General features: G+C 42.8%; 15 protein-coding genes and 1 pseudogene. 4 read left to right on the top strand and 12 right to left on the bottom strand.

Features of this window, described 5'->3' with window-relative positions; translation table 11 throughout:
- Positions 1-14 precede the first annotated feature (14 nt).
- The 11 genes and pseudogenes from COV52_01660 to COV52_01610 all read right to left on the bottom strand — a co-directional run bounded on the left by COV52_01660 (position 15) and on the right by COV52_01610 (position 9,919).
- Complete coding sequence (locus tag COV52_01660) at positions 15-1,304, bottom strand: efflux transporter periplasmic adaptor subunit (protein ID PIR11820.1); 1,290 nt, start codon at positions 1,302-1,304, stop codon at positions 15-17.
- 1 nt (position 1,305) lies between these two features.
- On the bottom strand, positions 1,306-2,553 hold the full coding sequence (locus COV52_01655; protein PIR11819.1) for a transporter: 1,248 nt from the start codon (positions 2,551-2,553) through the stop codon (positions 1,306-1,308).
- Positions 2,554-2,762: 209 nt separating this feature from the next.
- Complete coding sequence (locus COV52_01650) at positions 2,763-3,128, bottom strand: mercury transporter MerT (protein PIR11818.1); 366 nt, start codon at positions 3,126-3,128, stop codon at positions 2,763-2,765.
- Entirely contained in the window at positions 3,091-3,540 is a 450-nt protein-coding gene (locus COV52_01645; GenBank protein PIR11817.1) for a heavy metal-responsive transcriptional regulator, read from the bottom strand. Before COV52_01645 ends, COV52_01650 begins: the two co-directional genes overlap by 38 nt.
- Positions 3,541-3,561: 21 nt before the next feature.
- Positions 3,562-3,936, bottom strand: a complete 375-nt coding sequence (locus tag COV52_01640; GenBank protein ID PIR11816.1) for a hypothetical protein — start codon at positions 3,934-3,936, stop codon at positions 3,562-3,564.
- Between the two features lie 201 nt (positions 3,937-4,137).
- Positions 4,138-4,956: a Ser/Thr protein kinase gene (locus COV52_01635; protein PIR11815.1), complete on the bottom strand. Its 819-nt coding sequence runs from the start codon at positions 4,954-4,956 to the stop codon at positions 4,138-4,140.
- Positions 4,957-4,972: 16 nt separating this feature from the next.
- Positions 4,973-5,626 carry a hypothetical protein gene (locus tag COV52_01630; GenBank protein PIR11814.1) on the bottom strand — a complete coding sequence of 218 codons (654 nt, stop codon included), beginning with the start codon at positions 5,624-5,626 and terminating at the stop codon, positions 4,973-4,975.
- Positions 5,627-5,630: 4 nt separating this feature from the next.
- Positions 5,631-7,798: pseudogene (locus COV52_01625) on the bottom strand (mercuric reductase).
- Positions 7,798-8,709: a hypothetical protein gene (locus tag COV52_01620; protein ID PIR11813.1), complete on the bottom strand. Its 912-nt coding sequence runs from the start codon at positions 8,707-8,709 to the stop codon at positions 7,798-7,800. Before COV52_01620 ends, COV52_01625 begins: the two are co-directional and overlap by 1 nt.
- A gap of 30 nt (positions 8,710-8,739) precedes the next feature.
- Complete coding sequence (locus COV52_01615) at positions 8,740-9,306, bottom strand: alkylhydroperoxidase (protein ID PIR11812.1); 567 nt, start codon at positions 9,304-9,306, stop codon at positions 8,740-8,742.
- 13 nt (positions 9,307-9,319) lie between these two features.
- Positions 9,320-9,919 carry a TetR family transcriptional regulator gene (locus COV52_01610; protein ID PIR11811.1) on the bottom strand — a complete coding sequence of 200 codons (600 nt, stop codon included), beginning with the start codon at positions 9,917-9,919 and terminating at the stop codon, positions 9,320-9,322.
- Positions 9,920-10,009: 90 nt separating this feature from the next.
- Here COV52_01610 and COV52_01605 point away from each other — a divergent pair, with 90 nt between their 5' ends.
- The 4 genes from COV52_01605 (at position 10,010) to COV52_01590 (ending at position 12,496) form a co-directional block, all read left to right on the top strand.
- Complete coding sequence (locus COV52_01605) at positions 10,010-10,492, top strand: hypothetical protein (protein ID PIR11810.1); 483 nt, start codon at positions 10,010-10,012, stop codon at positions 10,490-10,492.
- A gap of 117 nt (positions 10,493-10,609) precedes the next feature.
- Positions 10,610-10,882 carry a hypothetical protein gene (locus COV52_01600; protein PIR11809.1) on the top strand — a complete coding sequence of 91 codons (273 nt, stop codon included), beginning with the start codon at positions 10,610-10,612 and terminating at the stop codon, positions 10,880-10,882.
- Positions 10,882-11,721, top strand: a complete 840-nt coding sequence (locus tag COV52_01595) for a hypothetical protein (GenBank protein ID PIR11808.1) — start codon at positions 10,882-10,884, stop codon at positions 11,719-11,721. Before COV52_01600 ends, COV52_01595 begins: the two co-directional genes overlap by 1 nt.
- Positions 11,714-12,496: a hypothetical protein gene (locus tag COV52_01590; GenBank protein PIR11807.1), complete on the top strand. Its 783-nt coding sequence runs from the start codon at positions 11,714-11,716 to the stop codon at positions 12,494-12,496. Before COV52_01595 ends, COV52_01590 begins: the two co-directional genes overlap by 8 nt.
- Before the next feature lie 7 nt (positions 12,497-12,503).
- Here the strand turns inward: COV52_01590 and COV52_01585 are convergent, their stop codons facing one another.
- Positions 12,504-13,907, bottom strand: coding sequence for a hypothetical protein (locus COV52_01585; GenBank protein ID PIR11806.1), 1,404 nt, complete (start codon positions 13,905-13,907; stop codon positions 12,504-12,506).
- Positions 13,908-13,938: the final 31 nt, after the last annotated feature.

Here is a 13,938-nt window from a genome sequence, read left to right as displayed (position 1 = left end):
AATCCTTTCATTCGTTAATGTCCTGTGTGATTAGGATTCGTGGTTGGCTTCATTTTTTTATTGCCTGATGAAGAGGGGCTGTTAGTTTGATCGTTACTCAATCGCTTTAAACCCGCTTTCAAGTTGCTTTCTGAGTCCAATAAAAATTGCGCTGACGTCACGACTTTTTGGCCGGGTGTCAAACCTTCGGTAATCGCAACCCAGTCTTGATTTTGTTGCCCCACCTTCACCGTCACCGGTTTAAATTTTCCATCGCCTAAGGCTAATACCACACGATTCGTATCACCCAACTGGATCAAGGCTTCTTTCGGAATCGCAACCACTGACAGAGAATGACCCGCATCAATGGTGATATTGGCATACATGGCCGGTTTGAGTTGAGTATTAGGATTAGCAAAAACTAATCGCACCCGTACGGTACGCGTTTTCGCATTAAGCGTTGGATAGATGTAATCCACTTTGCCTTTGATGATTTTTCCAGGCAAGCCATTAAAACGCGCGCTAACCCGCTGGCCTGTTTTTAATAAAGCCGCTTGTTGCTCATAGACTTCAGCAATGACCCACACAGTCGATAAATTTGCAATGCTCATCAACGGGGTAGCTGGCATAACATGTGCACCTTCTCGAACATTGAGCTGGGTGATATAACCGGATTGTGGCGCATAGACAGGCACGTTTTGCTGGGCTTGCCGCGCTGAGGCTAATTGATCAATGTCTTTTGCTGACATGCCTAGCGTGATGAGTTTTTGTTTGCCTGCTCGAATGAGTAATGGATTATGATATTTGATTGCCAATAAATATTCTTCTTGGGCGCTTACTAAGACAGGCGAATAGAGTTTAAAGAGCAATTGACCTTGCTTAACCGGCTCACCCGCCGCTTTGACTTGTAAGTCCTTAATCCAACCTTCCGTATAAACACTCATTGTTTGCAACGTATTTTCATCGGGTTGTACATAGCCTACTGTGCGAATCTGTTGATTGAAATGGCGTTTTTCAACGACTGCCGTGCGAACGCCTAAGTTATTTTCAACCGTTGGAGAAATTTTAACGACACCGGCCTCGCTGGGTTCTTCATAGACGGGCACTAAATCCATTCCCATCGGCGATTTCCCCGGTTTGTCACGGCGATAGCTGGGATTCATGGGAGCCACCCAATAGAGTGGCTTTTTATTGGCTGTTTGTGAAGACGCAGTTGTTGATGCACGAGTTGACGTGCTACGTGACAACCACCAACCCAAAGCAAAGACAATGACTAGACACAGCACAATCACGACAACCCATAAAATGCTTTTTGAGGCTTTCATCTCAGCGTCCTTGTAAATAGAGTAAATTAACCCGCGCTTGTAACAGGCCAACGTGCGTTTTAAGCGCAGCCAATTCGGTGTTATAAGAAGCTACATAAGCTCTTGCTAGCGTGGGAAAATCGGTTTGCTTGTTTTGATAGGCCACTTGAGTGGCTTCGGCATAATGTTGAGCTTCAGGAATCAATTGTTGCTGATAGACCTGATATTGCAGAGAGAGTTCTTGCCAAGCGGCATAATTATCGAGCAATTGGCTTCGCAATTGACGATAATCCGACATTGTTTGCATTTGTGCAGCGGTATAGCGTTCTTCGCTGGCTTTCAAGCGTCGACTCTGCCTATTCTTTGTAAAAAACGGTAAATCCATCGTCACTTGAGCCCCAATGAAGTTAGAGCGTTTGTTGCCCGCCGCATCATCGCCTTGGCGGACACCATAAACCACACCCACATTAACCCCAGGCACGTATTGCTGTTCAGCCAGTTTGATGCCTGCTTGATTGACTTCGCTATTTTGGTTATCGACACGCAACAAAGGCTGCTGCTTAATCACGGTTTTTAATTGTTTTAAATGAGGTGGTGCTGGCCAAGTCGGTAACTGAAATCGCAATCGATCGATTTGAAATGGCAGCCAACGTGCTAATTGCGCATTAGCCTCAGCCTGTTGCTGCCTGGCATCAATGATTTGCTGGGTCAGTTGACTTAATTCAAATTGTGCTCTGACCACATCCTTTTGCTGCGCCTGATTGTTCTCCAGTAATTTGGTGTTCACTTCCAGCAAGTGTTGAAAAATGCGTTTTTCTTGCGTGTAGATTGTAATCGCTTGCTGCCAATAATAAGCATTGAGCCAGCTCACTCGAATCGAGCGCAAAATAGTGAGTTTCATTAAGGCTTTTTGACTCTCTGTCGAGGCAGCGCGCAATCGATCTTGTAAGGAGCGGATGGCCAAACTATGGCCTCTCGGTAATTGCTGCATCAAGCCCACTTGAATCTGTGTCATGTTGTCTTGCGTAAAGCTAAAGGTGTCTGCGGGGACATTGGCAGCACCCACCATCAATTTTGGATCATCCCATTGATCGTCGGCCACCGCATCTTGATTTAAAGCATCACTATTGGCTTGCAATTGTTTTAACTCAGGGGCAAGGTGTAAAGCGAGCCGTTCTGCTTGGTGTAAATTCAGTGAAGGAGCTGCCCATACGCTCAGCGGCAAAGTGAACACCAATAAGCTAATCCCTTTTCTCAAAAACATGTGCATCCCTTTGTTTCATTGGTGCTTGGTAGTATATTCTAATATTCTCCTTAACCCCAAGGCGAATATCAAGGAATGCCTACATGACGACAAATAAGGTAAATGCTAATAACACCAAAAAACCTGCTCAGTATCAATATGAATTTTCATTCCAAATGGGAATGTATCAAGGTGAACTCATTGTTCATTCAACTTCATGATAAACGGTTTGAGCCCTACCAAAACCAGTGAACATACCAAGGGAAAGCCAACAGTAATAAAGCAATCACCACAACCACCCAGAAAACCAAACGATAAATACGCAAGGTTTCTGGTTTGGCACAGGGTTGATCAATAGAGCGCCGTTTTGGTGTGATATAGAGTTTCCAATAAGCAATCCCTAAAAACACTACTGTTAGCATGATAGCCACTGGCCTAAAAAAAGCAATCTGGGTAAAAACACTCATCCAAGCACTGCCTAATCCTAATAACACAACGATCAATGGGCCTAAGCAACACAAGGCAGCCACAATAGCAGCAATTACTGCGGCAATTAAGGTTTTTTTAGGCGCTTTGTTTTTCATGTTTTTTAGGCTTTTCATGTGAACCTCCAAAGTTTTTTGCAAAGGCCATCAAAATTGGACAAGGTGCTTTCGGTGAATGGATATCACAGGCTTGAATCAATTGAGATAATGCCCGTTCTAATCGTTTTAACTCCGTTAATTTATCTTTCACTGATTGCAATTTTGCATTCGCCTGACGTTTTGCTTCTTTACACGACTGTGTGGATAAAGGTTGTAACGCCAGTAATTCTCGAATTTCATTGAGCGTAAATCCCATTGTTTTTGCGCGGAGAATAAACGTTAAACGTTGCACGGTATCCTGTGTGTATTGCCGATAACCATTGGCGGCTCGCTTGGGTTCAACCAGCAAGCCATAACGCTCATACAAACGAATAGTGTCTGCCGACACGTTCGCAAGTTTAGCCACTTGTCCAATGGTTAAGTCATTCATACTATTCGCTCCACGATATCGCTATCCTTGATGCTCACAGCAACTGGCATCGGTCGAGGCCGACTCTTCTTTAAACGCTTTATAGGCTTTTAAAGCCCACATCTCACCGACACAACCGCCCATCGTTGAAGCCACCGCTAGAAACTCACCAAGCTCTTGCTCAGTAACACCTTGTTCCTTAGCTTTTAGTACATAAAACTTTAAACACGGCTCACAACGCGCATTAATGCCACAAAGCATAGCGGCTAAAGTTTTAAATTTCGCCGGTATTACACCGTCTTTAAAAATGACGTCTTGGCGCATTTGTTGAATTTTCTGTACCGTGCCTAAACTCACTTTAGAAAATTCACCCATGAGCCCTAACGCGGGATCAATGTGATTTAAATCGTTACTCATACTCGACTACCTCCTATCGGGTCATTCAATTTATTTCATCGGCCTAATGCTTACTATAGACCTTGGACCATAGTCTAAGGTCAAGTAAAAATACCTCATCAATGCGACTGTACCTATCGCAAAAATGAAAATGAGTGCTAACCACTCGATGAGATGCAATAACCAGGACGTTTCCATACGTTTTTCCTTTCCTTTTAGCGGCTAGTTCCCATTTAAACGCCAATCATAATGATAAGCTGAAATCGAACGAAAATGGTTGAGTTGTTGTCTTAATGCCGGTCTCGCATATTTTTTCAGGTGTTGAATCACCGCCTGTTCGTTACCACCAAAGTCTATTTGATACCAATCATAAATGCTGGAGACGATCAGCTTGTTATTTTTAATCGAAACGGCACGAGGGCTATTAATGTATTCTTTGGCATCTTGGGTAAGCATGGTATTAACGGTTTTGCCCGTGTAGACCTGCTTTTGTAAGTTAGGACAACTGTAAGAAGCGCAGTTCAATGCATAATGCGTGCGTGGATCATTCCAAATCGGGCGAATAATACGATGTTCAATATCATTCAGTGATACGGGTACACCCTCCACTGTGATGAGCTTGGCATCCCACGGGGCGCTTGAAAACCAACTGCCGAGTTTAATGTCACGAATGCTTTTAACCGGATAATGCTGTAACACGGTTTCAATCGTGAGTGCGTTATACAAGTTTATCCAATAAGCCAATTGAACGGAGCGATTGTATTGTGCTATTGGAATTTGGCTCAGTTGCTTTAGGTAAGTTTTTAATTGCGTCTTATCTTGTGCAGTGACTTTGGCGTAGCGCACGAAATTAACGCCTGTTTTTGTTGTGTATACATAATGATTGAGAAAGTGTTGAAAACTGGCATGATTAATGATTTTGGTAGAATGGGGTGTATTAGCTTGCCAACGCGGCCATAGCTGTTTGCTGGGTGCTGCAAAGCCTAAGTTTGCTAGCAACATAAATCCAAAAAAAATGCCAAGTGGCTTGATACATCTCATGGTGAGGTTATCTCCATTAATTGATTCCCTGGGTTTGTGATGTGTCCGTTGCTTGAGTAGTCGTGTGTGATGCGCGTTCTGTCGAACGGGTTTGTTGATAAAACTGAGCTAAACGAATGATGGCAGTCAATACCACTAAAAAGCTAAACAATAGTGCTAAGGGTAAAAATGCGCTTGGCCACCACATCATCGCGGTAAAGAAAATAAAGGCTTCCGCGCGTTCCATGATGCCAGGACTGTAATAAAAACTTTTTTGTGAGTCGTTGGCGACAAAAATCCCCACGACTAAAAAGCTAGTGACACATAACAACATACTACCCAGCATTAAAAAACACCATAACGCACGATGACTGGGGTCAACTAGCCATAAACTAAACACAGCAGAAAACTCGACTAAACGATCCATCATGATATCGAGTACGGAACCCCATGCTGTCGAATGATGGGTAAAACGTGCCAAGGTGCCATCCAAGGTATCACAATAACCGGAGAGTAATAATAAACCAATGGCTAAAAACACCTGATTAAAGAATAAGGCTGGAATAACCAACACGCCCAGCAAGCCAGATAAGTAGGTGATCGTGTTAGGTTGAATGCGGTTTTTGAGTCGAATCGCTAATGGATCAACGAATAGTTTTTGATAATAACATCTTATGCCTTGTTCAATCATCTACTTATCCTAACTTTAATAACAACCGCACCAGCCAACGAGTTTTATTTGAGAACAGTTTCGGCGTATAAAATTCACCCGAGACACGTTTACTCAGTTCACTGAGCGTGGGGTAAGGTACAATGGTATCGGTAAAGGTACGCAGCGTTTTCTTTTCACGAATCGCGATCACCCACGGTAAGATTAATTCTCCCGCTTTAGCGCCGACAATTGTGACACCTAAGATTCGTGCTTTCTTGTCAGTCATAATTTTAATTTTACCAATGGTCTCATATTCAGCTTGCGCGCGATCATTGTCTTGATAAGGCCATTCGGTAATCTGAACATCGGATCGATCTTTTACAGCTTCAGCCGTTAATCCAACATGTGCCATTTCAGGTTCCGTATAAGTCACCCAAGGCACCGCGCGATAATCCACTTTGGCAGGCAAGCGAAATAAAATATTTCGTAGCACAATACCGGCATGATAATTCGCAATATGGGTAAATTGAAAACTTCCCGCCACATCCCCAATCGCATAGATTTTTTTGTTGCTGCTACGCAATCGCTCATCGACCTCAATGCCTTTGGGTGAATATTTTACGTTAGCTTTTTCTAATTCCAGTCCTTGCACATTCGCACGTCGACCTGTGGAGATCAGCAGGTGACTGCCGCTAATAGTGTCTGTTTGGCCATCTTTTTCAATCGTGACAGCAATGACTTTGTTTTCAGAGGATGACACCTGATGAACCTTGATGTTTTCATGAATCGTAATGCCGGTTTTTTCCAATTGCTCACGCACAATGGCCACACAATCGGCATCATCCTTAGGTAGAATTTTAAAACCTTCTAAGATGGTGACCTGAGAACCTAACATAGCAAAGGCTTGCGCCAGTTCACAACCAATCGGGCCACCACCAATCACGATTAAATGTTTCGGTTGTTCAGTTAAATCAAAAATCGTTTCATTCGTTTTATAATGCACCTGATCTAACCCTGGAATCGGCGGTACAAACGGTGAAGACCCCGTCGCGACCACAAAGCGTTTGGCTTTAATGAGTGTGTCGCCTGCTTGTAGGGTTTTTGCATCAATAAATTTTCCTGGCGCTTGAATCACGTTAACGCCTAAAGATTCAAACCGCTCTACAGAATCATTTTTTTCAATGGTCGTGATGACGTGTTTGACGTGCTGCATGACCTTGTTGAAATCAAGGCTTAACTTTTCGGTTTGCACGCCAAAATAATCTGATTGTTTGACATGATAAAAAGCTTTGGCGGCTGAGAGTAAAGACTTGGACGGCACACAACCGTAATTCAAGCAATCGCCACCCATTTTGCCGGATTCAATTAAGACGACTTTAGCGCCGAGTTGCGATGCGCCTGCAGCAAGGCTTAAACCGCCTGCGCCGCCGCCAATAATGGCAATATCACAATGCATCGATTGACTCATGGTTTCCTCCTTGAATTGTTTTGGTTCGCTGGTGTTGGTTTAACCTGGCGTTTGCGTTGAATCAGTTTGTAAATAACAGGCACGAGTGATAACAACGCCAATGCTAACAAGGGAATCAACACCTTCGGATCAAAAATAATGCCTAAGTTCGGGGTTTCATTCGCATCAAAGACATGACCTAAACCATTGCCCACCAATACGTAGACAAACGAGCCTGGAATAATGCCAACCAACGTTGCGATCACAAACGTGCGTTTCGATACGCCTAACAAAGCCGGTACGATATTGATAAGCCAAAAGGGAAAGAGCGGTACTAAGCGTAAAAATAATAAATACGAAAACGCATTATGTTGAAAACCTTGTTCCATCGTTTTTAGCCACTTAGCCGCTTTTTTAGCGACCCAATCGCGCAAGGCTAATTTGACTGCGAGAAAGACAATAAAAGCGCCCAATGTGGCACTCAGTACGACCCATAAGGTGCCAAGCCAAGGTCCAAATAAAAAACCACCCGCCAGCGTTAAAAACGTTGCGCCTGGCACCGAGCAAGCAACAGAAATGGTATAAACGCCGATAAAACCTAACACCACCCAAATGAGATGTTGTTCACTCCAGGCTAGCAATAACGCACGATTGGCTTTTAAGCTTTCAAAGGATAAATAGCGATATAATTGGAAATAAAAAAATAAGCCTAGTAAAATGAGTAATACGATCAAGAGTATCCAACGCTTCAATGAATGAATCACTACCGGCTCCTCTTGGTAATATCGTCTGTATTCTCTGCTTTTTTTGTTTGCTTAATTGGCGTAATTCCTTCACCATCGTGACTAATCCAATCTTCATTCCACGGAATCGTCGTATAAGGCGTGGTTTTACAAAACTCGACCACGGGACATTTAATCACTGAAAAGTAAGGCGAATAATCAAAGTCACGCGGAGTAAATAGTCTCGGGTTTCGCCGAATAAATTCATAGCCCTCATGATTAGATCGCTCCCGTACAACAGGCAAAATCGGATAACGAATCGACATAAAGGCTTCGGCAATTAATAAGGAACAAGTGATTTTAGCGCTATCACCTGCTTGATAACGAAATAAGCTAGAGCGCCACCGTCTCGGCAATAGAAACCAAGGAAATAAAAAGCGCGCCAAATCAAAAATGTGTTGATGATCATACGCTAAGCCTACCCGCGAAAGTGTATAATGAATCACTTGATGTATATCACCTTGTTCCAAGCTTTGTGCACGACAAATACGAACGTGTTCATTACGGTATTGCGCCAATGGCAAAATGATAACGCCCGCTTCTAAACGACTTTCAATCACGAGCGGTATATCCTCGGCACCGTCATAATACGGTTTGATTAGGGTGATGAATTCAAGCGGGCAATCTCGTAGACATCCTAAATAGAGTGCCGCATGTGTCCAAGCACTTTTAGTAATAGTACTGATTACTCGGCTAACACGACTGCGGCCTTCAACCAATAAAACATCCCCTGGTTTAAGTTTTTGTTGCACCTGATCAAAATTCGACAAAGGTACTGACGGCGTAGGTTCCACATCGCAGGTTAAATAACAGACCAACCAATCGAGAGTTTTTTCTCGCCACGTCTGTGGCGCGGGTTTGGTGGGTAAAAACGGCGATTGTTTTTGCTTCATGCAGATTCCTCATCCATGCTTTATTGCAGTTTAAGTTGGCTTCGATGCAGCATGATGAAAGGCGGCATCGATGGGTGTTTGTGCAACATGGTTGGTGTAGTTGCTGAGTGTTTTGATGCCCACGGCTAAAATAATCGCGAGTAATTGAGGCTCAGTATAACCCGCTTCAAAAAAAGGCCTGGCTTTTGTTTCCTCAATCCAACCGCGTGCTTCAACCACATGACGTGTTAGCTCGACGAGTGCTTGTAATTTATTATCTTTCAATGTTTGGTTGGTGCAAATTGCTTCAATAATGTCTGCTGGTACTTGGGCTTGTTTGGCTGCTAGTGTGCGGTGTGCGGCAACACAATAGTGACAATCATTCACGATGCTAATGGTTAAATAAATAATTTCTTGTTCCATTGCTGAAAAGCCTGAGGTTTGACGAAATTGTTGATCGCCCAAACGATAAACCTCTAGCAAACTGGGTAGATTAGCCATAACTGCATAGAGGTTAGGAATAAAGCCTAGTTGGTGCTTGGCTTCTTTAAGTAAATGACTAGCTTGGGGGTTATCTGTATTTTCATCCAATAAAGGCAAGCTAAGTTGATAAGTCATGAGATTCTCCCTGTTAATGGCGCTTTTTTAAGTCATTCAAATACTGTTTGAGTGTCGTAATATGGTGTTTAAGCGTTTGTGTCGTCACACCGCATCGATGCAAAGTCATCAAACCAAAAATATTCACGACTAAGAAATCAGCGGTCGCTTTAATATCATTATCTGCTTTGATCTGATGACTTTTTTTAGCTTCCCTTAAACAGCTTAATAACAGGGTTGTTAACGCTTGAGTGAATTGCTGAATAAATTGACTAACCGCTTGATCATGTGACGGTAGCTCTGAGGCCGTGGCAATTAAAAAACAGCCACACGGAGTGTCACTTTTATTTAAGCTTAAAAACTGACTGAAAAAATTCTCAATTGCATGTAAGCCGAGGTGAGTTTCGGTGAGTGCTGCGGTTAGGCGGGGTGTTACCACTTCGCGATAACGCTTGAGCATGGCGATAAATAATTCGTGTTTGCCGCCAAAATACTTATAAATCGCAGCCTTATTAAAGCCTGTCGCCGCAATGATGTCATCCACTGAGGTATTAAAATATCCACGTTCCCAAAAGACGTGCATGGTCTTATCGAGTATTTCATTAGATACGGTTCGCTCAATGACACGCCCCATGCGCTTGACATCCTTAAAAAGAATATTTATTCTGCTAATCAGACTAGCGAGTTTATTGAGAGAAGTCAATTTGATAAGGATATCCCGCTCATGACTACGAACCCATTCTTTCGATTGGTAACCGTAATTACCCGTCCTTTCTTTAAATTACTCGATTGGATCACACCGCTTGCAGCGTTGCTAGCACGTTGCTGGGTGGGCTATGTGTTTTTAAAATCAGGATTGCTCAAACTAGACCATTGGGATTCCACAGTCATGCTTTTTGCTTATGAGTTTCATGTGCCTTTGATTCCAGCAGAAATTGCGGCAGTCATTGGTACGGCGGCTGAAATCATTTTACCGCTTTTTGTCATTTTAGGCTTAGGCAGTCGATTGATGGTGGCTTTACTGTTTTTATTTAATTTAGTGGCCGCGATTTCTTATCCCCATTTGTGGACACCGGATGGCTTAGACGGCTTGATTCAGCATGTGAATTGGGGTGCGATCTTATTATTGCTGATGTGCTTTGGCACTGGAAAATGGTCACTTGACCAACTTTTGATAATGCTATTCAATAGAAAAGCAAATTCATGAAAAGGTTTAAAAAATAACCCTGGGTGTACAGGGAAGAATTAAGGAGACGAACTTAAGTTTTTTTAGCTGACTTCGTTTTTTTAATAGTGCGTTACGTTAACCAACAAGGAGACTCTTATGAAAAACGTTACCAAACTCACTTGCGCCGCCTTAGTGACGGCTGGTTTATCACTTGCTGCTGTTCAAGCGCAAGCGGCTACTCACAAGGGCATGGAAAAATGCTACGGGATTGCCAAAGCGGGCAAGAATGACTGCGGCGGTAAAGGCACCGGTCATAGCTGCCAAGGTCAAGCCACTAAGAGCGGTGATTCAAACGATTGGTTGTTTGTGCCGAAGGGCTTATGCGACAAAATCAATGGCGGTAGCACCACCCGTGGTGACAATAGCTAATGTCATCATTCATCGGCAGACCTATCCAAGGTACAGGGATAGGTCTGCGTTCTTGTCATTACTCACATATTTTACAACACCAACCGGATGTACCCTGGTTTGAGGCCTTGAGTGATAATTATTTTCATGATCCAGTACAACTCAATTATTTAAAAGCCATTCGCGAACAGTATCCTGTGACTTTGCATGGGGTGGGATTATCGTTAGGTTCAACTGATCCCCTAAACCAGACCTATTTAAAGGACTTGAAACAACTCATCGACATTATTCAACCTGAATTTGTCTCTGATCATTTAAGTTGGGTGTCAGTCAATCAACAGTATTTACATGATTTATTACCCTTACCGTTTACACAGGAAGCCGTTGATCATCTCAGTGAACGGATTCAGCAAGTACAAGCGTATTTAGGGCAGCGTATTTTGATTGAAAATGCCTCCACGTATTTGGCCTACAAAGACAACGAAATGCCCGAATGGGAATTTATCAATGCGATTGCCCAAAAAGCGGATTGTTATGTTCTACTTGATATTAATAATATTGTCGTGACCGCTGCTAATCAGCCTTTTTCACCCGAAACCTTTTTAGAAAACATCGATGCCAGGCGGGTAAAACAATACCACTTGGCCGGTTACTCGGATGAAGGCGATTACTTGTTTGACAAACACGATCAAGCGATTCATCAAGGCGTTTGGCAGTTGTATGAAACTGCTTTAAAACAAGTAGGAATCTTACCCACGCTTATTGAACGTGATGATCACATTCCGCCATTCACTACCTTACAGGAAGAAGCGAAACAATCCGATCGATTAATGCAAACGGTTGAGGCAAGCTATGTCTAAATTAGCCGAACTGCAACAAGATTTTTTAACTGCGTTTTATGAGAATAATGCAACTGTTTTTACGAAACACATTCATAGTCAAACTGCACTGACACCTGATAAGCGATTCAACATTTATCAAAGCAGCGTCACCGAATGCTTAGCCAAAAGCCTGCGCGAAACCTATGAGGTTTGCGAAAAATTAGTCGGCGAAGATTTTTTTAATGGTCTCGCCTACACCTATATTCAACAAACCCCTTCACAGTCGCCAGATTTAGGCGATTACGGTGAAGGCTTTGCTGATTTTGTTGGTGAGTTTCCACCCGCACAACAGCTCCCTTATTTAGCGGACATCTGCCGATTGTGCTGGGCTTATCATTTAGCTTATCAGGCTGATGCTGAAGCGCAATTTGATACGGAAAGCTTCGCTCAATTATTAGAAGAGCAACAAGCGCAAGCCGTCTTCCAACTACCACGTAGTGCTCAATTCATCGAATCGCCATATCCCCTTAAAAAAATCTGGAATTTATGTCAGCCTAATCAATCCAATGAAACAGGCAACGCAATCGATTTAAATGCTGGCGGGGTAAAGCTTTTCGTTTGGCGAGATCAACATCAAGTGAAGATCGATGAACTAAATGATGCTGAGTGGCCGTTAGCTCATTTGCTTACCCAGCAATTACCACTAGAACAACTAGAGTCATCCTGTGCTTCACGCGGAATCAACTTAGATAAACAGTTGCCAACCTTTTTAAGCAAAGGTTGGTTAGTTAGTTGGCGAATAGATAGAACGTAAGGGTACACTACCATTCAAAGGGATGACCAAAGTAAGTCAATGCCCACAAAACAATTAAATAAGCACTCAATAGCGGTTGAATGCCGGATAACACCTTCACCCAACCATAACCTTTAAGTTGATAGTCACGTAGCTGAATACGCCGCATCCAACTGCGTGCATTCAGCTCATGCCACCCCAGGCTAAACGCATTCAAGATACTAAAGTAAAATGCGATGCGTAATAAACGCCAATATCGACTTACCCAGCCTTTACAAGCAAAAATATCGGCGAATTTAATCCGCTTTTTAAATTCCAATCCTTTCTTCGCAACGGTGTGTTCATCATGCCGTGAGTCTTTATTTGATTGCCAATACACAAAAATACCCCCGCCCAAACGAGGGAGTAGTAATGCTAAATAATAAGGCAGTGTAAATAACCCCATTAACAATAAAAAGATGACTAGCGCTCTACCAGGCGCTGCACCAAAATCACACGTCAAATAGAAAAACACAAAATTAAATGCGCTTTCCACGTAGCTCCAGCCACCTTGATGCCATGCTTGTTGCATTTGCTTGGTCTTTACGATTGCCGTAATTTGTCTTTCCATGCCAATTAGACCAATCTTTTTGTAGGCGGCTCGAATTTCTAGCAAAGGCGGCAAGCCACGTTTTTCATCGAACTGAATCGTTTGAAACTGCTTAGCAGTAGAAAGCGCAATTAAATCCGGCAAACTGCCTAGTTTTGGTTGAAAGTTCGCGCCTGATAAATCCGCTTCGGAGAAATTAGTTTGATCCATTAACGTATTTGCTAAATCAGTTCGTTTAAGTATCGCTTCACTAAAAATGGTCTGTGTTAAATTACTCCAGCTTAAATTCGCATCGGTTAAGTTAGCCCATTGAAAATTGGCATTTTTTAAGGTGGCATCTGTTAAATTAGCCGAGGTTAAGTCAGCGTGTTGCAAAGAGGCAGACGATAAGTCAGCTTGTGTTAAATTGGCCTGATTTAACCGCGCCAACGTTAAATTGGCCTGATTAAGTTTCGCTGATTCTAAACTGGCCGACCTTAAATCTGAACGTTGTAAATCAGCACCCGTTAGATCAGCCCAACGAAAATAAGTCTTATAAAGTTTTGCGCCCGATAAATTAGTATTTTTTAGCTTGGCTTCGCTTAAATCAGCACCTTGTAAATCCACGCCGCTTAAATCTAAATCACTCAAATCCGCCGCGTGTAAGTTAGTGCCGCATAAATTAATGTTTCCATTTTGGTGATGAAGCACTTGAAGTAAGGTTTGGCGAGAAAGTGATTGGCCCTTGTAAGAACTGTGACAAGCAATAGAATTTTCGGCAAATAAGGACTGATTACAAATAAGTAACGCAATACCGATTAAAATCGTGCTGTATTTTTTAAAGAATTTTTGCATAACCATCATTCAACCTTACCGCAATAGCATTACTGTTGAG

The sequence above is a fragment of the Gammaproteobacteria bacterium CG11_big_fil_rev_8_21_14_0_20_46_22 genome (assembly GCA_002796245.1).
GTDB lineage: Bacteria > Pseudomonadota > Gammaproteobacteria > UBA12402 > UBA12402 > 1-14-0-20-46-22.
The sequence above is the reverse complement of the archived record's forward strand: the minus strand, read 5'-3'. Positions and strand labels throughout refer to the sequence as shown.

Excerpts from the sequence above, each read along its gene's own strand:
- COV52_01650 (PIR11818.1), bottom strand. The coding sequence starts at position 3,128 with ATGAAAAGCCTAAAAAACATGAAAAACAAAGCGCCTAAAAAAACCTTA.
- COV52_01630 (PIR11814.1), bottom strand. The coding sequence starts at position 5,626 with ATGATTGAACAAGGCATAAGATGTTATTATCAAAAACTATTCGTTGAT.
- COV52_01655 (PIR11819.1), bottom strand. The coding sequence starts at position 2,553 with ATGCACATGTTTTTGAGAAAAGGGATTAGCTTATTGGTGTTCACTTTG.
- COV52_01610 (PIR11811.1), bottom strand. The coding sequence starts at position 9,919 with ATGGGGCGTGTCATTGAGCGAACCGTATCTAATGAAATACTCGATAAG.
- COV52_01620 (PIR11813.1), bottom strand. The coding sequence starts at position 8,709 with ATGAAGCAAAAACAATCGCCGTTTTTACCCACCAAACCCGCGCCACAG.
- COV52_01635 (PIR11815.1), bottom strand. The coding sequence starts at position 4,956 with ATGAGATGTATCAAGCCACTTGGCATTTTTTTTGGATTTATGTTGCTA.
- COV52_01645 (PIR11817.1), bottom strand. The coding sequence starts at position 3,540 with ATGAATGACTTAACCATTGGACAAGTGGCTAAACTTGCGAACGTGTCG.
- COV52_01640 (PIR11816.1), bottom strand. The coding sequence starts at position 3,936 with ATGAGTAACGATTTAAATCACATTGATCCCGCGTTAGGGCTCATGGGT.
- COV52_01600 (PIR11809.1), top strand. The coding sequence starts at position 10,610 with ATGAAAAACGTTACCAAACTCACTTGCGCCGCCTTAGTGACGGCTGGT.
- COV52_01585 (PIR11806.1), bottom strand. The coding sequence starts at position 13,907 with ATGATGGTTATGCAAAAATTCTTTAAAAAATACAGCACGATTTTAATC.
- COV52_01595 (PIR11808.1), top strand. The coding sequence starts at position 10,882 with ATGTCATCATTCATCGGCAGACCTATCCAAGGTACAGGGATAGGTCTG.
- COV52_01590 (PIR11807.1), top strand. The coding sequence starts at position 11,714 with ATGTCTAAATTAGCCGAACTGCAACAAGATTTTTTAACTGCGTTTTAT.
- COV52_01660 (PIR11820.1), bottom strand. The coding sequence starts at position 1,304 with ATGAAAGCCTCAAAAAGCATTTTATGGGTTGTCGTGATTGTGCTGTGT.
- COV52_01615 (PIR11812.1), bottom strand. The coding sequence starts at position 9,306 with ATGACTTATCAACTTAGCTTGCCTTTATTGGATGAAAATACAGATAAC.
- COV52_01605 (PIR11810.1), top strand. The coding sequence starts at position 10,010 with ATGACTACGAACCCATTCTTTCGATTGGTAACCGTAATTACCCGTCCT.